We start from the raw sequence: 22,430 nt of genomic DNA on the forward strand, positions 1-22,430 counted from the left end.
CCGACGCGTTATCATGTCTTCGATAGAGAACAGAGCCGTCCGACAGAACCGGTTCTCGATCTGTTTCGGTCGGGGCGACAGACTCACGCACCCGAGTCGATCCAGATGTGAAGATGGCGATACGCGTTCCCGATGTCCGGATCGCCAGGCGGCGTGTCCTGATATAGCAGGAACGTCAGTCTGAGCGACTCTCCTCGAATCGTCGGCCGGACGTCGTGTTCTTGCAGATACGTCTGGTTGTGTGCGAGCGTCGCTTGGAACCGGTTCAGTTCGGTCTCTTGGACCAGCACCGACTGCTCGTCGCGGTCTTGGAAGCGCTGGAGTTCGACGACGACGGTGTAGGTGACCGTCTGTTGTTCCGCGTTCTCGATACCCACGTAGATGGAGTTCCCTGATCCGGACTCGAACTCCGTCGGGTAGTTGTCTGCGGTGAGGTTGCTCGTCTCCGGGTTCTCCGAGAGGATGTAGAACTCAGTGTACGTCTCCCCTTGTTGGGGGGCAGCGACAGCATAGACGATACCGCTCATAGCGAGAACGAGTCCGACGATGAGGAGGACGTTCAGCACTCGCTCGGTAGGGTCCTCGGCATTAGACACCCAGCCTTCTCCGAGAGAGAGCAATACCGTCGGATCGGCCGTGTAGCGTTCCTCGGCAGGCAATCGGAGCCGACGATATACCGCGACAGCGATCAAAAACACCGTGATACTTCCGAGGGCCTGTAGCACTGCCCCGGACGTGATCGACACTGCAACGAAGTTTAAAAACAGGCCTACCAGTGGGACGATCCCGAGACTCAGACCGACCGAGAGGACGATCCGCTCGGTACTGGAGACGTCCTGCAGCCGGGCGTTCGCTTGCTCACCCAACTCGGGGAGCTGTTTGTCGTCGCATGGCGCTCGTGACGGGAACAGCGCCGAGACGAGGGCGTAACCCGGTACGAAGAGGACGAACACGATGCCGATCCCGACTCGAAACAGGGTTCCACTGAGCTGGGGGGCGTACTGCGGTCCCACGGCGAGGAGTGTAACGACGACGATGATAACAAGATCGAGTAGGAACAAGACGCGCCGTAACGCAGATTCACTCTCGACCGAGTCGGTACGCATGAGCTTTGATATTATGTTCTGGAATAAAAATAGCCCGCAACGGTGTTCCCTCCTCACCGTGCTGTGCGTCGCCGTCGTTGATTCGAGTCACTGGCACGTGGACAGCGTTGCTCAGACACGGTGTAATCTGGTTGGTCGCGTCGAGTTTACTTTGGAGCCTCTCGATGCCGGCCTCCATTGCGACATTTTTCATATGGGTGTTTCACCTCGTGGCTTAGACCTGGCCAGACTTCATTATTATATTCGAACCAATCCTGACTGCCTTGATCTGCCGCTCGATATTAAAATCCGCTCTTCAGTAGGAGATTGTTGATAGCGTTCAGCTGTCGCTCTGGAATCGAAGAGAGCAAGGACACCGCGTAGCGGTGTCCGACACGAATGATTCCGCTCGATGTGTTTAGCTCGGAATCGCTCGCAGCGGACCTGTTACAGCAGGTTCGCTGGCGTGACGGTGTTTCTTGCCCTCGCTGCCGTTCTGACCGGACGGTCAGAAACGGCAGCTATGGGGCGTTTCAACGCTATCTGTGTAAGGATTGCGACCGCACGTTCAACGATAAGACGGGCACAATCTTCGCTCACTCGAAGGTTGCGCTCCGCAAGTGGTTGTTCTCGATCTACGCGTTCTTGCGATTCAACACGAGTCTCCGGCAACTTCAGCGAGAGATCGGAGTGACCTACAAGACGATGCATCGGCGCGTCGAGCGCTTTACCAGAGCGCTCGACGCGCCTCGTCTCGATCTTGTTGGACCGGTTGAGATCGACGAACTGTACGTCTCTGCCGGACTGAAAGGCCGCGAGCGCGACCAAGAGTCGCGCTCGCGTGGACTCTCACAACGCGGACGCGGAAGGTACGATCAAGACAAGCCGCCGATCTTCACACTCGTTGACCGTGGAACTGGACAGCGATACGTCGTTCCCGCGAAATCCGCCGACGAATCGACGGTGCGACTCCTCCTTGAAGAACACGAGGAGGAGTCGCTGACCGTCTACACCGATGGATTTCGGGCATACGACCCACTAGAGGACGACGACGAGTTCGACCGCGAATACGTCGTCCACGGTGACGGCGAATACGCGGATGGAGACGTTCACGTGAACACCTGCGAGAGCCACGCGTCGCTGGCGCGACGGTGGCTCTCGCCCCATCGAGGTATCTCGAAAGACAAGTTGACACAGTATCTTCGCGCCTTCCAGCTACGCAGCGAACTCTTCAGAAAACCCGGTCGACAAGCACTCAAGCACGCTGTCGAAGCGACTCTCTGAAATCAACAATCTGCTACACATGAGCGTTAAAATCACATCTCACAATAAAATCGACATTCATTTTCGAAGAATCAGCTCACGGTTGTCGCAGTGGGGTAACCAGCGCCAGTGAGTGCACAGGCGAGACTCGGCCAGTCGAGGTTGATGATCTACCTGTGGATAGAACACTCGACTGTCGTTGTCTCACCTACTAGTAGCAGACCACGATCAGCAAATGCCGACAGTGTCGGATATCTCTGTCCCGTACTCGACGAGGCCCCCTTACACACCACCTGACGCCACCGTGGTGTTTTCGCCCGTCCTCACGAGATATTGGTCGTAGTCGCCACTGTCATACACTCGGTCGACTGTCGTGTCTTTCTCCAGTCGCTCGAAGTTTTCTGGAGTGTACCGCCAATTTGCCCTGTAATCAGGGTGTACTGTTGGATAGAACTCCCGTCCCAATCGAGTTATCGTCAAGTATCGTTCGTTTTGAAAGTTATCGCCAAGATACTCTGACTCGGTATAATTGAAACGTGGTGGTGGCGATACGCCGTTGAACGGTTTTGTCGTATTCCGCCCGTATTGGGCGTCGTAGAAACGGAAGTACAGTATGTCGAACTGCATGAGTTCCTGTGAACTGTCCCCGTATACGGTTAGCCACTCGGTCCCTTCTACCTCCATCTCGGTCACCTGCTGGTTTTTTGTCGACGATTGCGGTGCCGGAAACAGACTAAACGTGGCAAGCGAAACGACTAGAAGCAACACTACGATCAGTGATAGACCATACCCGGTACCGGCGGGACGGGAAATGCTCCAATCAGTGTGACGCCATACGAGATAGAACAGTTGACCTGTGAGGATAGCGCCGCCGATCTTGGCGATTTTGAATGGTCGATCGTGGGTAACCTCGAGATCTATCAAGAGAAACGCGAGCCCACCAAAGCTGAACACCGCGAGCGTCCCGATGAACATGAGCGTGTAGGTGTCGAGTGCGTACTCCCTACGGTATGAGAGCCATAATGCGACACCGACGAATACGAACCCCAACCCGAACAGGACGAGTTCGATCCCGTACTGGAACGTGATCACGGCGAGTATGTCTACCAACGCTGGCGATGTCTCGTTGATCGTTTCGGTGTACGCCCCGATTGGCGCGCTCCCATCCGAAACCCCAAACACTCTATTATATACCCTGTTGAATCGCAGTATCACGCCAACGAAGTTCGAGTACCACGCGATCATCACTGCGGCGGCCAAAGAAAAAAAGTTCGTCGGGGTAGCGTACCGATCCGTGATTTGGGGTGCGTATCGACCAAGCAGGTACACCGCCATAATTCCGATCGCGAACAGGGCCGTCAACGGATGATATAGAATAAATGCCGCCAAGGTGACGACAAAAACCGCGCGGACTGGTGGGGTGGCATGACGCTGACTTTTAATGAACAGGTAGAGTGTCAACGGCACGAGTGCGACACCGACGTCGAACGGCCGGAGCCCGAGGCTAGCATGCACGGGAAGGATAACAAACGGGAGCCCGAAGAGGATCTGACTCCGTTCGTCGAACAGAGAGATAAGAAGATACGACATCGATACGAAATATACACTCCAAAAAACGACTGGGAGTAACAGAACAATGGTCGTTACTTCCGCGCTGGTCGCGTCCGCCACGACCATACTCAGGAGATGTGTCGGGGGGTAGATATTATCTTCGACGACGCCAGTGTTAACGATATCTAGAATAAATCCGACATGGGTCATTGAATCGGTTCGCCCATACATCTCGTATCCGCGCAGATACGGCAGCAACAGAAGCAGGAGATTCGACAGCAGCACCGCGGAGAGGCCGAACATCCACGCACGATCACCCGACGTTCGGACGCTGCCAAGAATCGCAAGGCACCCGGCAAACTGGGCTCCAATAATGGCGACCCAGAAGACGGCAGGGTACGCGCTGTAGAGAGAGATCTCGTACTGTCCGGCGGCCGGCATCGTGGTCGCGATGCCGATTCCCACAAGCAACAGTGTGAACGCGCACAGTGCGAGGGTTCGCGATGTCTTGGTGTACATGCCGTCCAACATTTTTACTGATAGTATGCTAGGTATGCTCTCACCGGTGACGCGCCACTGTCGATTGTTCTCCCTTGGAACTCCGCTTGGACAGATGATGACGGCTCTGTCCCGGGTTCTCGATCACTGGAAGCTTTTGATAGCGGTATACCTCACATCTAAGGGAGTATCAAAATAAGTTTTGTTAATTACTCTTCTGCGACTTATCGCCTCGCTGGATGGCCGTACAACGAGGATGTGGCGACGCCGCATCCGGATGGGTTGATCGAGTACCGGAGTATCCCGTCGATTAAACTGACCGGAATGACCCCACCTCGACGCGTCCAAAATGTCATTGAGTCATCCGTTGGTTTCTGTGCGCACCTGCGCGTCGTTCTTCCGCATGATAATTATGTGTCGAGTGGCTGTACGATTCGACTAACACCTCAATTAATGAGTCCGCAGTTCGTACCGGAAGCCAAGAATAATGATCGAAAACTGGGTGAAGCGTTTCCCACTCATGCCGACATCGATGATGGGACGACGATTTCGTGCGTTCCTGGTCGTGCTCGTGGGCTTTCTCTCTCTCTTTCCCCCGTGGCTTTAACCATGCTAAACAGCTTTTCGGTTGAAACGTACTTCGTTCTCGCCTTCGTATGGCTTTTGATCAGCAGCGAGGTGTTTGCACCAGTTGACGGCGAGTCCGTTTGGTGGGTTCGACTCCGGTGGGTCAAGGTCGGTGGATGGGTGGTGTTTGCGTACCTCTTGTTCCAACGCGTCACGACGGTTATTCCGTGAATACGGCATTAGTACGCCCGGTTGAACTCGGACCTGTGGATTTTAGCTTACAGCCGGATCATGGGTTCGCGGGGAGATGGAACGGGCCGGTACGCGTCTATCCTCAGGGGTGCGTTCTGTCTATACATTTTAATAGCATCACGCACTCGGTTCGGTGAGAAGATGCAACGCTCGATATCCGCCGTGGACCGACTCAAAGGACCACTTCTCCTGTAGTCTCATGAGCGACCACGAGACACCGTTGGTGAGTGTAGTGATCCCGACCTATGGACGCGCCCAGTTGTTGTCAGAGGCCGTCCACAGTGTTCTCAACCAGTCATACCAGAACATTGAACTCCTCATCGTTGACGACGCGTCCCCCGAACCGGTTGCTGACCAACTCGGTGACCTCCCCCCCGATCAGGTCGCGTCGATTGAGTTCATCCGCCACGAGGAGAATAAAGGAGCAAACGTCGCTCGGAACACCGGAATCAAATCGGCTAGTGGCGACTACATCGCGTTTCTGGATGACGACGATCGATGGATGGAAGAGAAGATCAGTCGCCAAGTCGAGACGTTCGCCGAGGCCGACTCTGGTGTCGGCGTCGTGTACACTTGGCTGAAAGTAGAGAGAGCGGGAGAAACCACGATTCAGACACCCTCTTCACGCGGTGACGTGCTTGAAGACCTTATCAGAGGAGAGAGCCTCGGTCAATTCTCCTCGGTCATGGTCGATACCTCCGCAATTGAGGCAGTGGGGATGACCGACGAACGGTTTCCGATCTGGCAGGACCGAGAGTGGTTCTTCCGACTCGCCACTCACTGCAACTTTGAGGTGGTCCCCGAACCACTAACGATCAGGAAAAAAGGACACGATGACCAGATCAGTAGCGGACTGCGAAAGCAAGCCGACGTCGCATACCCGCTCTTTCTCAGCAAGCACCGTCAGACCGCAGCCAAGCGTGGGCGACGATACGAACAGCTCTTCATAAGTTCGTTACGCCTGTCAATCGGCAAAACGGCACTGTACTGCGACCAATACGGGGAGGCGAGGTATTGGTTCTTTTTGAGCGTCGCCGCGTATCCGTTCCGTCGCAGCAGCTACCCATACCTGTTTGCGACACTTGGTGGGGAGATCACGTACCAAGCTGTACAAGTAATAAAGGGTTCAGTGTAGCCGTCTGATGATGTCGCTGTTCAGTGGATTCAGTCTGTGGCCTATGAGTGGAGACGTTGGCTTCCGTCTCAAATCGGGGTGCTCTCTTGTTGGTCGGGCAGAGAACGGACCGATCCCGACACTCAGCGACCCGTTCGTGGGTACGGCGTGAGGGGTCGCGTGTCAGCGACCACACCAGGCGTAGCTAGCATTGAGGGTGTCATAGAACGATTAGCACACCAAAGAGCAGGGTGAACGCTGAGGTGGATGAGTTCAGCGACCCTGCAAGATGATCCTTCGGTAGACTCGTTCTTCAATGCCGTGGAGACAGAGACGCTAGCGCTGTTCGAGCACCTCTCTTTCGAGTTTCTCGAAGAGTTCGACGTGTTCGCCCCGGCGAAGACGGGGCGAACACGAGACCACGAACCACCAGAACTGATGCGTGGCTTTCTCCACTGCTACTACAAGGACATCTACGGCATTCGTCCCGTTGAACGAGAGCTTCGGAACACGGTCGTCTGGCTGAGCTGTGGATTCGATCGACCGCCGTCGAGAGACGCGGTCGATCGCTTTCTCACCGATCTTGAACACGTCGTTGACAAGGTGTTCGACCACCTCGTCGAGCAGGCCGCCCGGCGCGGCCTGCTCGACTTGACCTACTGTATCGATTCAACAGACGTGAGGGCGATGCCCGCCGATCCAGACGCCTCAAAGTGCTACGATCCAACCGACGACGAGTACTACTACGGCTACGGCTGTACGATCGTCTCGACCGGGCAAAAGATCCCGATCGGAGCGGAGTTCACCGAGAGTAAGCAAGCGCCAGAAGAGACGGCGATGCGCGTCACGCGTGACGCGCTCGCCGTCGCCACACCGATCTGGATGGTCGGTGACAGCGCCTACGACACGCTCGACTGGCACGACCACCTGCTGACCGCAGGGGTCGTGCCAGTCGCTCCATACAACGCCCGGAACGCTGATGACCCGAAAGACATTGAGTACAGGGTCGAAGACCGCATCACCGAACACGGCGAGGACGTTCAGTTGAAGCAGTCCACGTTGGATGAGACGTACAACCGCCGTAGTGGAGTCGAACGAACCAACGAATCAGTGAAGGACTGCGGCCTCGGGCGAACGCACGCCCGAGGCCGCGTCCACGCACGGGCGCAGGTATTTCTCGCCCTGTGCCTTCGCCTCGTCGTCGCAATCACCAACTACGAACGTGGAGACAATCCGGGAAGTACCGTGATCACGGTGTGAGAACTCTTCTATGACACCCTCAGCATTAGCTAAACAGTAAGACCGAGATCACACGGACTAGTATACGTCTATCGGATCTTAATCAGGTCTTGATCCGATTATTATTAGACTAAAGGGTACCTACGCCTGATAAGTACTCATGAGCGAAATTTACTGGTCTCTCCTTTCTGCTGGACCGAAGAGACGGTGTAATGCCCGAGTGGGCAGTGGTCACTGCCACTCGACGACAACCCAACGGCGGTGGTTCTATCCCCGACGTATGCAGATGCCTCCAACTGTTACTCAATGAAAGTACTAGACAGCATCCGTCGGAAGCCGAAGTACCTCTCCGAGGCGCTCACCGATCCGCAGTTGATCGGCCTTGGACTGAACCGGACTTACTACGAGTACACGCAAGGTGGTGACTACAACAGGAACGGAATCGATGTCATTGACGAGGACTGGGACAACCTCCTTCTGCTCGATGCGTGCCGATACGATATGTATGCGAGGCAGACGCCATTTGACGGGCCGGTTTCAGTCCGGGAGTCCAGAGGAAGTACCAGTCGGCAGTTCGTACGTGGGAACTTCACCGATCGGATCCTCCACGACACCGTCGTCGTCTCCGGCAACCAGTGGTACTTGCAGCTGAGGGACGAACTGGGGTGTGAGTTCCACTCGTACTACGACGTCGAACGTGATATCGCAGATGGCTTCGTTCCGAGCGCGGAGGCAGTCACCGAAGCAGCCCTGTCGAAGAAAGAGGAATTCCCGAACAAGCGGCTGTTGATCCATTACATGCAACCTCATCATCCGTTTGTCGAGACCGATGTGGAAGAACTCAAACTGATACGGGGTGGTCTGCGAAACACCGTTCTGGAGAGTTCGGCCGACAGGGCGACCGTACGTGCTGCGTACCGCGACAACCTCCAGTACGTGTTACGACACGTGCAGCGACTGGTAGGTTCACTCGAAGGCAAGACAGTCATCTCCGCAGATCACGGGGAACTGCTCGGTGAGCGGCTCTCTCCCGTTCCTACTCGATGGTACGGCCACCCGCCTGGGATATACGTCGACGAGCTAGTGAATGTCCCTTGGCACGTCGTGTCTGAGGGACCCCGTCGGCAAATCGTGGAAGACCCACCCCTCGATCAGGGGGTCAAGATCGTCCAGGCGGAGATCGAACAGAACCTCAAAGATCTCGGATACATGTAGTATCAAGCACACTTATTGTCGGATCCGTCGGCCGATGCGCTCCCTGCGATCCGAGTAGTCCACCTATTGTTACGCCACTTCGTCCATCAGTGCTCGCGTCTCTTCTAGCATATACTCTCGCTTCTCATCGATGTTCCGAAGTATCCGATTACTGATCGTCACTCGATCATCAAGGACATCCTCTGACAACTGGAGGATTCCGCCGACGGTCATCTGCTCACACGGGAGCGCGTACTCGTCGATCTCAAGTGTCTTCCACGTCCCGGGTGTCTTCGGACCCCACTGTTCGCGGTACAGTCCAATCGCGGGCGTACCCACTGAAAGCGCAAAGATTCCTGCGTGAAGCCGCATCGTGATCAGAAGGTCGACGTCGGAGTAATGCGCTCGCAGTTGCTTCGGACTGAACGATCTGAACACGCTGATCCCGTTGTGGTCGAGGAACTGTTGATTCTCGCGGGCCCACTGTTGTTCGACCTTCGTCTGCACGGTCAGATTCACGTCATACCCGTTCTCAGTCAACCGCTGCATCGACTGTTTTAATGTCGCTTCGACCCCGTCGTCGGTCAGGTCTCCAGTGTCCCCAAGACTGGAGAACCGGGGAACGACAGCGATCTTCCCCTCCCCGGAGGACGAGGAGGATACATTGACTGCCCGCTCGTCGACATCGCTCAAAAAGAAGGCCGTATCGATGCCGTTGCGGACTGGAGCAGAGAGCGAGAACTCTGACGTGAGGTACTCGTAACTCCGACTATCCCGCGTCCAGATGAACTCGCTCCCGTTGAGTACGGACTGTATCAGCGGCTGGTACCGACCCTCGATGTCGAATATCGTGTGTGGAAGCAGACCATACGGGACATCGTACTGTTTGGCGATCTGGAGCGGATAGAGCACCCCGAGCAGATACGAGAGACTTCTGTTGTGGTGGATCAAGTTCCCACCGTTGTAGAAAAAGAAGTCCGAATCCCGAATCTCGTGTGCCATTTGCGTGCCGAGACTTCGGTGAATAGATCCCCCAATTCGGTCCGTGGCGTACCGGAACCCGTCACCGGCGAGGCTGATCACCTTCTCGAGGCACGACTGTGCCTTCGGGTTGTACCGCATCGGCCCCCCAATGAACTCGAATCGGAGATCGTCATACGCGACCTTCGTTTCCGTCTCGCGGAACTCGGTCGACTGCTGTGGATGTATCGACACGGTTCGTGGGATCACAGCCGGTGCCAACGAGTTGAGATACGCGATCGATCCTTGATTGATTGCCAGGTCGCCCGAGTTCCGCCACCCGTACGCGTACGCCAACGATATGGTGTCCATCGACTAACCCAACTGTCGTAGCGTTTGAAACTCTTCGCAATCGGTCGGATTTATTTTATTGCTCCCACACAGCTTTTGACGACCCGGTGAATTAATATAGGATTGTCATTTTCGGTCATTTGGGTGGCACGTGATGTCCGTCGACCGCGTCGTTCGGCCTAAATGTCCTCAAGGGGCCCTGAGGTAACCCTCGTGACTGAGAGTCACAACTCCGTCCAGAGGCGTCCTCTCCGCCGTCTGCCGACTTTCGCTGGTCTGAACGAGGCTCTATATGTGTGAACCGCTGCTTCAAGCCTCTGGAAGCAGGCGTTTCAACGGAGCGTCGACCGGAACAGACCGTCGTTTGATCTCGTCCGAACACGTCACGCTGTCCCTGACCCCGCTCAGCGGGCGGTCTCGGTGTGCTGACGGGACAATCCCGTACTAGTGGCATCGTTCGCCCCGACGACCTCTACCAATTCATCGCTCAGTCGACGTGCAATCTCGTCTCGCGTGTAGTGCTCGACGACGTAGTCGTGACCTCGGGCGGCGAGCTCGTCTCGGTACGCCTGATCACCCAGCAGTTCGTCGAGCGCCTCGGCGATTCTTTCAGGGTCGTTCTCAACGTGTACACCCCCACCGGACTCCCTAACGAACCACTCGATGTGATCCCCTCCAGTCACGAGCGTTGGGAGGCCACAGGCCATGTACTCGTACACCTTCGTCGGCATGGCGTACTTCAGGGCGTCGGTGTCTTTCAGCGGTGCGATCCCTACAGTCGCTTCGCTGAGGATCGTGGGTACTGTCTCACGTGGTACGAGGCCTGTGAACTTGACCCGACTGTTCAGGGAGAGGTCGTCCGCGAGGCGTTTTAGCTCCCCTTCCACGTCGCCACTCCCAACGAGTCGCAGTACCGCGTCTTGATTCGAGAGGTGTGCCATCGCTCGTACACAGGCGTGCAGGTCCTGCGCGCTCCCGATGTTTCCTGTGTAGACGACGACCGGGCGGTCGGTATCGGTGTCACCGCCGCCCGGGTGGAACTGATCGGTGTCGACGCCGTTCGGGATCAACACCGTCTTGGAGGAAAGTCCGGAACCGTAGGTCTCCTCAAGGGTGTTGGTCGTCGCGTCAGTCGTGACGGTGATCCGGTCGGCGGTTCGCAATGCGAACCCCTGGAACCGCCGAGCCACACGTTCGGGGAGTCCGCCCGCCTCGATATGTCCTAGCGAGACCGCGGCATCGATCCAGAGGTCTCTGATGTCGGTGATCCAGGGCTTTCCGAACATCGAAACGACGATTCCCGGAAGCTCTGTCGTGATCGGCGGACTAGAGGTGATAACGACGTCATACTGACGGATGTTCCGGAGAAGCCACCACAGGGCGTGGAGGGCGAACAGTGCGAAATACGCGAGGCGTTGAAGAAAGGCTGGATCGGCCGTCTGTGGCTGCCACGTCCAGAACCGATGGATCGTAATCTCGCCGTCTGACTCCCTCGTGTGCCACGCTCGTGACCGCTCGAACTCGCCGAACGGGTAGGACTTCACCGGGGAGAGCACGGTCACGTCCCACCCCTCTTCGGTGAGATTGATCGCTGTATCACGGATCCGAGATGCATTGCCGCCCTGTTCTGGTGGGTACCGTTGTGAGACGAAGACGACCCGGCGTGTGTCACCGGACATGTCAAGTAAGAATGAAACAGAACCCGGTCTGTTCTCTCTGTTCTCCGTCAAGAGCTCTACCCGTGTCGACCTGCGTCAACGTTATTGACGCGTCGGAGTCAATCATCACAAACGTACTGTAATCACTGAGCACCACCGGCAAATCCGTTTCCCTCCCCGAACCGGATGGCCAGTCTACCACTCCCCGGCGAATCGGCTCTGCTGTCAACCCCGACCCCTCCCGCCACAACCAGCGTGCGAGTCCGAGGCTGGGACCGCTCTGTGCGTTGTCGATCTCTTGTGTGTACGACCCACCAGTGACCGCGACCGTCCTGCCGTCGAGCGGCGATTTGCTGTCCACGCGGAGCAGTTTTGTGTTCCTCACTACACTTTCGCACGCGGTCGGGCACAGGCTGGTGCTGCCGGTGTCGGACGTCCGGAGACCGGGTGTGGGGCGGGTTCGGTCGTCCGAGCCGGCGTCGTCACGCTCGGTTCGCTCGGCTATCGACTCAACCAGGACGCATCGGTTGGCCTCATGGCCTCGGTTCGCTGGCATCCCGATCGTAGGAAGTCTGCCGGATCGGACTCGTGAACACGAGCTGTGCTCATCCGTACCTCGGTTCGTACGATGATAAGTTAATTTGCCGGCTGACACCGCCGTCGACGGCTGTTAGGGCCCACTCTGGGTTTCATCCGTACGCACGTGATGTAGACCACGAACGAGGGCCAACTGGAGTAACTGCAACAGACAACAAAAATAGGAGACACGTTATATCCCATCGCTCGGCCGGCTGTTCGGGAAGTTCGGGGTACCAACGTCTCGGCGATCAGCTCTTAATATTCGCCACTAGTGTATTGATGTTCTGTCTGATATCCCAGTCGGACTGGGATTCAAGGACGAGTACACTCGCCGCATACAGGACGGCCCCGGTGACGGTGAGGAGCGCGAATTTGAACAGTGGCGCGATGTCGACGGTGAGGTGGACGAACCAGACGCCGGCGAACATGGCGACGCTGGCAACGAGCGGGTAGAAGAACTCGTAGAGTATCTCGCCGTACGTGGCGTTGATCGTCCGCTTCATGACGTAGATATCGAGCGGCATCATCGGGAAGACGTATATCACAGTGACAGTGAGCGCAGTCCCCGTGATGCCGTATCTGGACGTTAGCGGATAAATCAACGCGGCGATGAGGACGAACCGAAGCACGCTGAACTTCGTGATAATATCCGGTCGACCAGTCGCCTTCCAGACCGGACCGAACGTCTTCCCAATCGACCGTAGCAGTCCGTAGCCGGCCAGGATCTGCATCGGGATGATCATGCCCGTCCACTCCGGACCCAAGAACGCACTGACGAACGTGGGTGTGACCGCGGCAATCCCGAAAGCCGCGGGCATGCTCACCAAGACGGTCATCCGAAGCGTCTTCAAATACACGTTGCGCAACCGTTCAATGTCGTTCTGTAGCTTCGAGAACGCCGGAAACATCACACGCGAGATCACCTGGGTGATCTCCGTCGCCGGCGCGTTGGAGAGCCGGTAGCCGTACTGGTAGAGTCCGAGCGCGGCCGGGCCGATGAGCCACCCCACGAACGCGTCGTCACCTTCGGTGTTTAGGAAGATCAGGATTGACGACCCAGTCATCCACTTCCCGTAGTCGATGAGTTCCTTCGCGGCATCCAGGTCGAACCGGAGCCAGGGCCGGTAGTCGTCGATGACGAACGAGAGCACCAACCGAGTGACGTTCTCAGCGAGGAACCCGACGACGAAAGCCCACGCCGTCGGATCGATGAACGCGTAGCCGACCGAGACGACGAACCGGACGATGCTTGACCCGATCTGGTACGCGAACTGGTTGTGAAAGTCGAGGTTCTTGTCGAAGTAGACGATTCCGGGATTGTTGAGACTGATGATTACCGGGACAATAGCCACGACTTGGAGTAACCCTCGGGCCCGCGGCTCCCCGAAGAAGGAGGCGACGAGTGGAGCACTCAAGTATATAATGCCTCCAAGCAGGACACCCCGAGCGATCTCTAACACCCAGACGGTGTCGAGATAGTCATCGACGTTCTCGTCTTGTTGATAGATCAATGCCTCGTTCAATCCGATGTTGGTGAATCGGCGGAGCGCGCTGAGCGCAAGCAGGACGATCCCGGCGAGACCGAGTTCTGTCGGTCCGATCAGCCTCGCGAGAATGACCAGCATGGAGAGCTGAATAACGCGGCCGACCGCGTTCTGGCTCCCGAACCACACGAGACTTTTCGTTATCTGCGAACCCGTGCTTCCTGTCGGGGTCAACCGTTTCAGATATTCTCTCAGGGATTTCATACGAGGTAGAGGATCAGAGCTGGTGTGTCAACACGCTTCGTCAGTATCGCTATCCTCGGCCGAACAAAAACCAATCGACATTGACACACCCCCGCGCTTGAATATAATGGATATTAACTCAGAACGTTGTTGCTCTGCGTTAGTCGACCGAATTCGTAAGTAGGACGGACCGACGGTACACCGTTTCCAGACGATCGACCTGAGGTAGTTTCGTTGATCACCGTCCTGTTGTTGGTCCATGCTGGTGGCCTCAACCGTTCAGACGCTACGCATTGGTCTCTGTTCTCAGGACAGGCAGTAAATTCCTTACGGACCGTACTCGTACGGACGAATTATCCAGTCACGTCCTCGACGGTGGAGCTCAAATCTCAGTTCCGCTGTGTCTACTCCACTCCGAACATGGGGTTGAGCTCGCGACACACGTACGATCATTGGGCGCTCATCAATTTCCAAACTATACTAAGCAGCAATCACGTGAGTCGAACTTTCCGGTCGGCCCCACATAATTAGACTCTGCTGACGAGTCAGCACCCGTCCAACATTTAAAGAATATTAATTCTGTCTCTCCGTCATTAAATCCACGTAGCAGTGTGTGGCCACCGATGCTCGCACGACTCGACAAACAGGTGGTTTCTAAGCTCTCGAATTGACTGTTCATCTCGATTGATGATCGGCTTCAGAGATCGAATTGTTTGCTAACAAACACCACTTCCACTTCTCCAAACACCACAGCGGTCCGCTGTGACGCAGCTGTTTGGGCTCGTTCGCTCGTCGAACGGTGACTCATGCCTTTTTGCTTTCATACCGAGGCGAATCGATTCCGCTCGGACGGCACGGGGCAGCAGCGGACGGCATACCGAGTGGCAGGTCCAGTACGACACGTGGCCAAGGAAACGTCCGTCGAACGAATCAGTCAGTTATTAATAAATTCATTCCGTGGGTGAGTATGGTTACACTACGGATCTACCCTCCGTCGGTCAGATTCCCGCATTGGCATCCCAACTCTCCCGAACAATATGACAGAAGCGATTAATCCCCCTCCACGGACAACAGAGGCTCGCGGCTCGGTCGTCGTTGGTATCCCTGCGTACAACGAGGAGACGACCATCGCGGACATCGTCACAGAGGCTCTGACGTACGTCGATGACGTACTCGTCGTTGACGATGGCAGCGCTGACCAGACGGCTGAAAGGGCCGAGGAAGCTGGGGCGACGGTCGTCAGGCACGATCGGAACCGCGGCTACGGCTCCGCACTCCGGACGATCTTCGTCGAGGCCGACAGACGGGAGGTCGACAAACTCGCCATCATCGACGCGGACGGTCAGCACGACCCGAGCGACATTCAAAAGCTCGTCGACGCCCAGCGCACAACGGGGGCGGGAGTCGTCATCGGCAGCCGGTTTGCCCAGGACGGCGGTACCGACGCTCCCCTCTACCGACGGGTCGGACTCAGCGTAGTCAACACGCTCACCAACCTCGGGCTCCGACTCGCGTTCGCCACCCCACATATCACTGACACGCAGAGTGGCTTTCGCGTCTACGACGCCGCGGCGATCGAAACAATCAGCCAGACCGATACGCTCAGTGAGGGAATGGACGCCAGTATCGACATCCTGTTCAAAACTGCCAGGGACAACCACGATATCATCGAGATTCCGATAAATATAAGTTACGACGTTGAGGACGCGAACACGCACCACCCCGTCGTTCAGGGGCTGGTACTACTGATAAATATCCTCTCGAGGCTGTACGGTGAGCGACCGGGTCTACTGCTCGCCACTTTCGCTACTCTCTGTCTCATCGTCGGCGGTGGACTCGCTCTCGCGATCCTGTCGACCAGTTTGCTGACGCGAGCGGTTCTGGTACTCGTCGCCACGCTGTGCCTGTTTCTGAGCGTGATACTCTTACGAGCCGCGTTCGGGTTCGACAATCAGCCGAGCGAGTGACCCATCTGCCCACTTCGGCTTGTTCTGCTCGTCGTGATCGACCTGTGTGCACAAAACCAATCGGGCAAGCCGGCTGAACCCTCGAGTTTCAATATGGGCTCTCCCGTGTATCTACTGCTCAGCAATTCGCCGGAAGATGACGAACTCGTCGGTCTCAGACGCCGGCTGGTAGTTCTTATTTATATATTTGATAATTAAAAACAGCGTGTGATAAGGTTATTTTATTTATAATTTGTAGTATGATCCGAAGGCCCGATAATATCGGGTATATCTACGGCTCCGTTTCGGTGTCGTACTGAGTTAGGAACGACGTGGTGGATATTCGAACACTCTCAGTCTGAATTCAGCCGCCTCAGCAGATACATCGAGTGAATCGATTTGGAGCTTGCGGAGGGAACACGGGCGCGCCGGTTTGTCGTTCACGTATATATCAACTATTTCCTGAATTATCACTCTCAAATATAAAACAAAAGTTTTAGCAATACGGTCTCGAACGGGGCGGAACGGGGATTCACGATCGGTACAGAAGACCGACCGACAGTTCGACAGCGACGTTTCTTCGAACCGGATTGCGGTTGGTGATGCTGATCGCGCCAACGGCCAGTATCACGGACTGTTCGCTGTAGGCGATCCTGGTTCGAATCGATTCCTCGATGTCCGGCTGTTTTAGACGCGAACAATCCAATTTACTCTGCTATTGCCCTCGTGAAACACACGAGAAACAGCAGGCTTCGAGCGTCACGCTTCTTCTCGATGATGCCGCTCACCTCAGAGGAACATTTGAATGACTCGGCCTCCGATTTCAGGGGTGTCCCTATGGAAATCGGAACGCTATCGAACATTTACGTAATACGGTAGAACAACAGAAGTATTCGATATCAAATACGTCTTCTTCTTGTCGATAGACTAAGGCCTCGTTTATCCCGATGTTAGCAGATCGGCGGAGCGTCCCGAGCGCAAGCAGGACGATCCCGGGGTGCGTCGACCTGACACCGAGAGTCGCGGCGTCAACCCCGCAGTGCGTCCACGGGCCGTTCGTTCGCGGCCCGCCACGCCGGATACGCGCCGGCGACGAGGCTCGTCCCGATCCCGAAGAGGGCGGCACCGACCAGGTACAGGATCGCGGTCCGACTGAACGCCAGCGGGTCGCCGAGGAAGGCCGCGTTCGCGACCATCGTCGCGCCGACCGCGACGACGATACCTCCGCCCGCACCGATCGCGCCCAGGAGCGCCGCCTCGGCCAGGAGGACGCGGACGATGTCGCCCTTCGTGTAGCCTACGGAGCGGAGGACGCCGATCTCCTCGCGGCGTTTGATCACGGCCATCAACATCGTGTTCGCGATCGAGACGCCGGCGACCAGCAACGAGATCGCGCCCAAGCCGACGAGGAACACGTTGATGCCGTTCACGATGGTTTCGAACAGCCGGACGAGCGACGTGAGCTCGAACACCAGCAGCCGGTTCCGCCGCTCGTTGTACCGCTCACGCAGGGAGTCGGCGACGGCGTCGGCTCTGTCGACGGACTGCGTCGTGATTCGGACCTGACCGTACTGACGGTTCTCCGCCGCTTCGATTGGCAAGAAGACCTCGCTCACGCCGAACGTCGCCGTCGGCTCGAGCACCGCGGCCACGCGGTACGTGTGGTCGGTCTCCGTCTCGACCGCGCTCGAACCGTCCCCCTCCGAGCTGACGAGCGTGATCCGGTCACCGGGGCGGACGCCGTACTCGGCCGCGAACTCGCTCGAGACGACCGCGCGCTGTCGCCAGTTCGGCGGAACTTCGCCGGCCCCGATCTCGTACTGCAGCCGCGGGTCGTCGATGTACGTGATCGAGACGCTCTCGCGCCGGCCCGGACGCTCGACGAACTCCATGGAACCGCTCTTCGTGGCGACCACTCCCGCCGGACCGACGATCTCCTCGAGATCCAGCAGATCCTCGCGGGTGAAGTACTGGACGTCCTTGTCGGGGCCGGGCGAGAGGAAGACGTTCGTCGCTCCCTGGTCCTGGATCCTGTCGAGCTGACTCTGTTTGAACGCCGCGCCGCCGGCACCGATGGTCCCGATGGCGACGACGCCGATCAGGATCGCGGCGGCGGCGAGCGCCGACCGTACCTTCGCCCGCGAGACGTTCCGACGCGCGATGACGAGCGTCGGGAACCGCCCGGCGATGCGGTAGAACCGACTCATCGATTGTCACCGCCAACCCGGCGACGGCGCTCGCACGGTGCCGAGGCCCGGCTCGACCGCGCGGCGCTCGACGAGGAACCGTGGCGCGTCTGCACCGGCCCGAGCGTGTGGTCGATCGCGTTTCGGTCCATCAGTCGAGCGCCTCCACCGGCCGTTTGTTCGCCGCCTTCCACGCGGGGTAGAGGCCCGCGACCAGTGCCGTGAGCACGCCGGCCGCCATACCGAGGCCGACGTACCGCAACCCGGTGGGTGTAAAGGCCAGGGGGTCGCCGACGAGGACCTCGTTCGCGACCGCTCCGAGTCCGAGGGCGAGCGGCGCACCGATGGCCGCGCCGACGACCCCGAGCGTCGTCGCCTCGGCGACGAGCAGGCGAACGACCGCCGTCTTGGGGTAGCCGACGGCACGGAAGACGCCGATCTCGCCCTCGCGTTCGACGGTCGACATCAACATCGTGTTCGCGATGGTGACGGCCGCGACGAGCAACGATAGCCCGCCGACGCCGATGAGGAACCGGTTGATCGCCTCGAACGACTCCTCGACCCGCTCGCGCTGTTCCTGCACGGGGTCGACGAAGAGACGTCGCTCCCGGTCGTTGAACTCCGATTCGAGTCGGCGTTTGGTCTCGTCGACGCTCCCGGTCCGTCCGTTCACGCGCACGATCGCCTGATCGTACGTGTCGCCCTCGAACTGTGAGAGGGGGACGAACACGGTCTGGTCGGCCCCCAGCGGATCCGAGAACCCCTGTGGCTCGAGGATGGCCGCCACTCTGAACGAGCGGTCGAACTCCCCGTCGACGCGGACCGACACCCGATCGCCGACCGCCAAGTCGTGCTCGTTCGCGAGCCGAGCGCCGACCACGACGGTCCGTCGCCAGTTGTCCGGGAGTTCGCCCGCGGCCGGGTCGTAGAACTCGCCCGGGGTTTCGATGCCGGTGACGCGCGCGGTCGGTATCGTCTCCCCGTCGGGGGTTCGGACGGTCGGGGTGAACTCCTCGACGACCGGGAGGACGACCGCCCCCTGTGTCACCTGCCGCATCCGGTCGAGATCCGTCTCGGAGAAGGTCCGGTCTTCCGGACCGGAGTCGGGATAGATCACGGGACTGACAGTCGCGGTGCCACCGAACCCCTCGTACGCCTGCAGCTGGTCCTGTTTGAACGCCTCGCCACCGATGCCGATCGTCCCGACGGCGACGACCCCGATCACGACGGCGGCGACGGCCAACACCGAGCGAGCGGAGGTTCGCGAGAGGTTCCGCCGGGCGAGGACGAGCACCGGGAACTGCGCGGCGAGTCGACGGAGGGACCTCATCTCGGCTCACCCCGTCGCGTCGAGCGCCGGCCCGTCACCCCGCCGACCCCCCGTCGTCGCGTAGTTCGCCGTCGACGAGTTCGACCACACGGTCCGCGGAGTCAGCGACGTACTCGTCGTGTGTGACCGTGACGACCGCCACGTCCTCGTCCGCGCGGAGCCGGTCGAAGAGGTCGAGGATCCGGTCTCCGGTGTCCCGGTCGAGGTTGCCCGTCGGCTCGTCCGCCAGCACGACCGCCGGGTCGTTGATCAACGATCGGGCGATGGCGACCCGCTGTTTCTGTCCGCCGGAGAGCTCGTCCGGATAGTGATCCACCCGCTCGCCCAGGCCGACCTGCTCCAGCAGTTCCGTCGCGCGCTCACGCGTCGCCTTCGGCGTCCGATCGAGCATCCGCGGCATCTCGACGTTCTCCAGCGCGGTCAGCGTCGGGATGAGGTAGAAACTCTGGAACACGAACCCGATCAGCTCCTTCCGCTTCCGCGTTCGTTCGCCGTCCGAGAACGTCTCGACGGGGTCGCCTCGGACTTGGACCTGCCCGTCGGTCGGAACGTCGAGCAACCCGAGCAGGTTGAGCAGCGTCGACTTCCCGCTGCCCGAGGGGCCGACGACGGCGACGAAGTCCGCGGGCTCGATCCGGAAGTCGAGGCCCTTCAGCGCGCGGATCAGCTGTCCACCCGTCTCGTACTCCTTGACGACGCCGTCACCGCGAACGACCGGGTCGCGCGTCGCCCCCGACGAGGCCGGGTCTGTCGCCACGTCGACCCCCTCGCCCCGTCCCGTCTCGTGTTCGACCGTCTTGCCGGCTGGCTGGTCCGTCTCCATCGGTTTACCTCCGCCAGCGGTAGAGCACGCCGAGACAGACGAGCGCGACGACGCCCGCACCGATCGGCACGAACGGCGGCCCGCTGTCGCGCTGAACGGGTCGGCTGGGCGGGGCTTGCTCGACGGGAACCACCGTGGTGTCCGTCCGCTCGACGCCGTCGACGATGTACCTGACCCGCACCGGGACCGACGAGACGTTCGCCGTCACGGCTGTGGTCAGCGTGAACGAACTGAAGTCACTGCCGTCGACGCTGCCGACGAAGTAGTCGGCGGACCCGACGTGGTTCGCGTCACCGATCGCGACGACGACCCCTTCGACCTCGGTCGTTCCGACGTTGCTCGCCGTCGCCGAGAGCTCGAGCGTCCCGCCCTGTGCGACCGCTTCCGTCCCCGTCAGCGTGATCTCTCCGGGGTTCGCCGGAGCGCCGAACGCCGGCTGAAACGACCGGGTGAGCCGTCGGCGCTCCCCGCCGTCCGTGTAGGTCACCTCGACGTCGACGGGGTGGTGTCCGGCCTCACCGACCGTCGCGGGGAACTGGAACGTCGTCGTGTTCCGCGCGGAGATCCGGGCTTGGACCCGCTTCTGCACCTCGAACTCGACCGCCGGCGAAGAGACGGTCACGGCCACCTGCTCCAGCGAACTGGGTCGGCCGTTGCCGACCGTCACGTTCACCGACCGGGTCGCGCCGGGAACGGCCGCCTGCGTCGAGAGTTCGATCTGTGGCTTCGTCTCGTCGACGACTCTCACCGTCACCGGGTGTTGGATCACGACCGGCGTCCCGGACGGGTTCACGCCGCGGACGTTGACGGTGAACGTGTGCCGCCCCGGCTCGTCGATCGTCACGGGGAGCGTGACCGGCATCGATGCGCCCGCGGGCAGGCTCCCGAGGTTGTCGGCGATGTATCTGTTGGGGCCCTGTCCGCTGACGTACACCTCGGTGACCTCAAGGGGACCGCCGTTCCCCGCGTGGTTCTCGATGACGGTTCTGACCTCGAACGATTCCCCGGTCGTCGGCGTCTCGGGGGTGTGTGTGACGTTCGTCACCGAGACGTACGACGACGACGCGGGCTGTGCCGCTGCTGGTTGGACGGTCGCACCGAGCCCGACCAACGGGACACAGAGCAGCAAAAGCGAGAGAATGACCTTACAGGAGGGCTGTGCGGGCATGGATTCGACAAGATGGAGAGACGCAGTATATGATTTGGGTAGGGTCAAGCGTTCGCTGAGCCACCATCGAACCGCTGGCCCCGGTCGGTCAGCAGATCAGACGCTCCGACGAACGCTCCGGAGCGTCGCCACCACGTCCCGGGCGTCGTCAACGAGCGCGAGGTCACACTCGTAGCGCGCCGGCCACGGCAACCCCCGGTCGATTCGGAGCGTCCCGTCGACGACGGCGACGGCGCGAACGCGTCGCCACGGGACGACGCTCGCGCCGAGTCGCCGCCGCGGAACGACGACCAGACCGCGGTCGACCACGTAGAGGTCCACCTCCTGGGTGTCGACGAGGGTCACGCCCACGGCGGTCCCCGCGACCACGCCGACGAGGAGTGGGAGACCGACCGTCTCGCCGGCAACGAGGCGGACGACGCCCGCACCGAACAGTGAGGACGCCACCGAGAGGACGAACAGCCGACGGGGGGATTCGGTCAGTGACAGGTGGAGGTGAACCGTCTCGCGTGCCCTGAGAACCCGCGCGCGGCGACGCCGACCCGTCTCGACGACCACGATCCCGAGGAGCGCGAGCCCCGCCGACGGGACGGCGAGCGACGCGGGGAGGACCGCGTACCCCAGTGCCTCACCACCCATGACCCCGAAGATCGGGAGGAGCGCACCCCCACCGAGCGGGAGGTACAGTCGTGCGGCGACGGCGCGGTCGATCCGTTCCGGAGCCTGTTCGAGGAGGGTCCACGTGACGAGCGCGGCGACGACCACGACACCTGCTCCCTCCGGCACCACGCCGAGACGCGGGACGAGGACGGCGCCGACCGCACCGACCAGGAGCGCGACGGTGATACTGAACGAGTCCGCGGATGGAGGGCGAAGTCGCACGAGTATTCCGGGGACCCGGGGTTACGAAAATCCTCCGTCGGGGTCGATCCGCCGCGT

Annotated in this window: 17 protein-coding genes; 6 read left to right on the forward strand and 11 right to left on the reverse strand. The window is 59.3% G+C overall.

What is annotated here, in order from left to right:
* Positions 1–83: 83 nt before the first annotated feature.
* Complete coding sequence (locus tag NKJ07_RS00440) at positions 84–1,163, reverse strand: DUF1616 domain-containing protein (RefSeq protein ID WP_318568648.1); 1,080 nt, start codon at positions 1,161–1,163, stop codon at positions 84–86.
* Positions 1,164–1,484: 321 nt separating this feature from the next.
* Between NKJ07_RS00440 and NKJ07_RS00445 the strand changes: the two genes are divergently transcribed.
* Complete coding sequence (locus tag NKJ07_RS00445; RefSeq protein WP_318568649.1) at positions 1,485–2,369, forward strand: IS1595 family transposase; 885 nt, start codon at positions 1,485–1,487, stop codon at positions 2,367–2,369.
* Positions 2,370–2,630: 261 nt separating this feature from the next.
* Here the strand turns inward: NKJ07_RS00445 and NKJ07_RS00450 are convergent, their stop codons facing one another.
* Positions 2,631–4,418, reverse strand: coding sequence for a hypothetical protein (locus tag NKJ07_RS00450; protein WP_318568650.1), 1,788 nt, complete (start codon positions 4,416–4,418; stop codon positions 2,631–2,633).
* A gap of 432 nt (positions 4,419–4,850) precedes the next feature.
* On the opposite strand from NKJ07_RS00450, the gene NKJ07_RS00455 reads away from it, so the two are divergent.
* The 4 genes from NKJ07_RS00455 to NKJ07_RS00470 all read left to right on the forward strand — a co-directional run bounded on the left by NKJ07_RS00455 (position 4,851) and on the right by NKJ07_RS00470 (position 8,784).
* Entirely contained in the window at positions 4,851–5,195 is a 345-nt protein-coding gene (locus NKJ07_RS00455; RefSeq protein WP_318568651.1) for a DUF8044 family membrane protein, read from the forward strand.
* Positions 5,196–5,415: 220 nt separating this feature from the next.
* Positions 5,416–6,351: a glycosyltransferase family 2 protein gene (locus NKJ07_RS00460; protein WP_318568652.1), complete on the forward strand. Its 936-nt coding sequence runs from the start codon at positions 5,416–5,418 to the stop codon at positions 6,349–6,351.
* Between the two features lie 246 nt (positions 6,352–6,597).
* Positions 6,598–7,590, forward strand: a complete 993-nt coding sequence (locus tag NKJ07_RS00465) for a transposase (RefSeq protein WP_318566693.1) — start codon at positions 6,598–6,600, stop codon at positions 7,588–7,590.
* Positions 7,591–7,875: 285 nt separating this feature from the next.
* Positions 7,876–8,784 (forward strand): alkaline phosphatase family protein, encoded by a 909-nt coding sequence (locus tag NKJ07_RS00470; protein WP_318568653.1) that lies wholly within the window; start codon positions 7,876–7,878, stop codon positions 8,782–8,784.
* 69 nt (positions 8,785–8,853) lie between these two features.
* Here the strand turns inward: NKJ07_RS00470 and NKJ07_RS00475 are convergent, their stop codons facing one another.
* The 4 genes from NKJ07_RS00475 to NKJ07_RS00490 all read right to left on the reverse strand — a co-directional run bounded on the left by NKJ07_RS00475 (position 8,854) and on the right by NKJ07_RS00490 (position 14,059).
* Positions 8,854–10,095 carry a polysaccharide pyruvyl transferase family protein gene (locus tag NKJ07_RS00475; protein WP_318568654.1) on the reverse strand — a complete coding sequence of 414 codons (1,242 nt, stop codon included), beginning with the start codon at positions 10,093–10,095 and terminating at the stop codon, positions 8,854–8,856.
* A gap of 383 nt (positions 10,096–10,478) precedes the next feature.
* Positions 10,479–11,753, reverse strand: coding sequence for a glycosyltransferase family 4 protein (locus NKJ07_RS00480; protein ID WP_318568655.1), 1,275 nt, complete (start codon positions 11,751–11,753; stop codon positions 10,479–10,481).
* Position 11,754: 1 nt separating this feature from the next.
* Positions 11,755–12,093: a hypothetical protein gene (locus NKJ07_RS00485; protein WP_318568656.1), complete on the reverse strand. Its 339-nt coding sequence runs from the start codon at positions 12,091–12,093 to the stop codon at positions 11,755–11,757.
* Positions 12,094–12,559: 466 nt separating this feature from the next.
* Positions 12,560–14,059 (reverse strand): lipopolysaccharide biosynthesis protein, encoded by a 1,500-nt coding sequence (locus tag NKJ07_RS00490; RefSeq protein WP_318568657.1) that lies wholly within the window; start codon positions 14,057–14,059, stop codon positions 12,560–12,562.
* 1,016 nt (positions 14,060–15,075) lie between these two features.
* Here NKJ07_RS00490 and NKJ07_RS00495 point away from each other — a divergent pair.
* Complete coding sequence (locus NKJ07_RS00495) at positions 15,076–16,005, forward strand: glycosyltransferase family 2 protein (protein WP_318568658.1); 930 nt, start codon at positions 15,076–15,078, stop codon at positions 16,003–16,005.
* 1,007 nt (positions 16,006–17,012) lie between these two features.
* Here NKJ07_RS00495 and NKJ07_RS00500 read toward each other — a convergent pair.
* From NKJ07_RS00500 to NKJ07_RS00520, 5 genes are all read right to left on the reverse strand, one after another.
* On the reverse strand, positions 17,013–18,191 hold the full coding sequence (locus NKJ07_RS00500) for an ABC transporter permease (protein ID WP_318568659.1): 1,179 nt from the start codon (positions 18,189–18,191) through the stop codon (positions 17,013–17,015).
* Between the two features lie 130 nt (positions 18,192–18,321).
* A complete protein-coding gene (locus tag NKJ07_RS00505) occupies positions 18,322–19,500 on the reverse strand; it encodes an ABC transporter permease (RefSeq protein ID WP_318568660.1) in 1,179 nt (392 codons plus the stop codon).
* Between the two features lie 34 nt (positions 19,501–19,534).
* The gene (locus tag NKJ07_RS00510) at positions 19,535–20,323 is read right to left on the reverse strand and encodes an ABC transporter ATP-binding protein (RefSeq protein ID WP_318568661.1); all 789 of its coding nucleotides are present in this window, start codon (positions 20,321–20,323) and stop codon (positions 19,535–19,537) included.
* A gap of 4 nt (positions 20,324–20,327) precedes the next feature.
* Complete coding sequence (locus NKJ07_RS00515; protein WP_318568662.1) at positions 20,328–21,491, reverse strand: COG1361 family protein; 1,164 nt, start codon at positions 21,489–21,491, stop codon at positions 20,328–20,330.
* A 96-nt stretch (positions 21,492–21,587) separates the two neighbouring features.
* Positions 21,588–22,373: a hypothetical protein gene (locus tag NKJ07_RS00520; RefSeq protein ID WP_318568663.1), complete on the reverse strand. Its 786-nt coding sequence runs from the start codon at positions 22,371–22,373 to the stop codon at positions 21,588–21,590.
* Between the last annotated feature and the right edge of the window lie 57 nt (positions 22,374–22,430).

Source organism: Salinigranum marinum (assembly GCF_024228675.1).
GTDB classification, from domain to species: Archaea; Halobacteriota; Halobacteria; order Halobacteriales; family Haloferacaceae; genus Salinigranum; species Salinigranum marinum.